Source organism: Porphyromonas uenonis 60-3 (assembly GCF_000174775.1).
In the GTDB taxonomy this organism is placed as follows: domain Bacteria; phylum Bacteroidota; class Bacteroidia; order Bacteroidales; family Porphyromonadaceae; genus Porphyromonas; species Porphyromonas uenonis_A.
This window is the reverse complement of the sequence record NZ_ACLR01000229.1, coordinates 1-1,253: the sequence shown is the minus strand read 5'-3', so window position 1 is coordinate 1,253 and position 1,253 is coordinate 1. Positions and strand designations below refer to the sequence as shown.

General features: G+C 51.9%; 2 protein-coding genes. Both read left to right on the top strand.

Annotation, left to right across the window (positions count from 1 at the left end; translation table 11 throughout):
* Positions 1-790, top strand: a 790-nt coding sequence (locus PORUE0001_RS09295) for an InlB B-repeat-containing protein (RefSeq protein WP_007366188.1), incomplete at its 5' end; no start/stop codon positions are given.
* Positions 791-825: 35 nt separating this feature from the next.
* The coding region (locus tag PORUE0001_RS09290) for a hypothetical protein (RefSeq protein WP_007366187.1) at positions 826-1,253 on the top strand (428 nt) is incomplete at its 3' end.

Genomic DNA, 1,253 nt, shown 5'->3' with positions numbered 1-1,253 from the left:
AGGAGCGGACAACTTAGGTGCCGTTGTGACGGGGTCTAAGCTGTCGGTCTCCGCTGTCCCTGCCGAAGGTTGGGAAGTGAAGATCATCACAGCCAACGGCAAGGACATTACAACTGACAAGTCTTTTGTGGTTACGAGTAACACGACTGTTAAGGTAGTCTTCAAGCGACTACCTCCTAAGACCTACACTGTCACGCTCGTTAAGGAGGGTGACGGTAAGGTCGCTATATCAGGAGCGGACAACTTAGGTGCCGTTGTAACGGGGGCTAAGCTGACGGTCTCCGCTGAACCTGCCGATGGCTGGGAGGTTAAGAGCATCACGGCTAACGGCAAGGATATAACGACAGAGAAGAGCTTTGTCGTGACTGAGAACACGATGGTGCGAGTCATCTTCGAGGAGAAGGCTCTTGAGATCTGCTCCTACACCATCGGGCTTCTCAAGGAAGGTGAGGGCAAAGTTGTCGTTGCCCCCATGAAACCCGTCAAACCCGCTTCCCTCTATGGCTCTGGCGTTCCGACCATTGAGATAGATCCCTTTGAGATAGATCCGTCTCGCATCAACCATGTACCTTGTGGCGTAGAGGTGACGCTCATCGCTACTCCAGCCGATGGGTGGAAGTTGGTCTCATTGGAAGCCGACGGCTGGGATCCGCTTTTCGGTAAGAGCTTCTCTATTAACCGCAACACCACTGTGCGCGTCACCTTCACCAAGAAGGCTCCGTCCCCCGCCGACGATGTTTCTGTACCCGTGGTTCCTAAGTCAAGTTCCACTTCACGCCCAAGTAAGTAAACACGTAAATAACTCACTCTTAAATAACATATACAATGAAACAGATAATCAAAACATTTTCTCTCGTTCTAGTCTCTCTATCAGCTCTGCTTTTTGCGAGTAGTTGCAAGGATGACCTTAAGCCTCAGGAGCAGGAGGTGGATTTTTCCGTCTCCTGCACCCCGCCACAAGCTCAGATAGAGCGTGAGGGACAGATGGTGACCACCCAGCTCTTAATAACAGAGCAAGAGGTGGAGTGCCCACGTCCGACAAAGTATAGCGTCAGCTTTGCTTATGACGAGACAGTAGGCACGCTCCTCTTCCTCGGTAAGAGCGTACAGAGTGGTGCCTCTATCCCGCTAGCGTCCCTGACGAACCTTAGCCTGACCTATCAAGCTAAGGAGCTTGTGGGGAACAAAGTCAAAGTGACCGTCACCAACGATGCCCCTAAGGCTGTAAGCAAAGAGGCAACGTGGACAGTCAA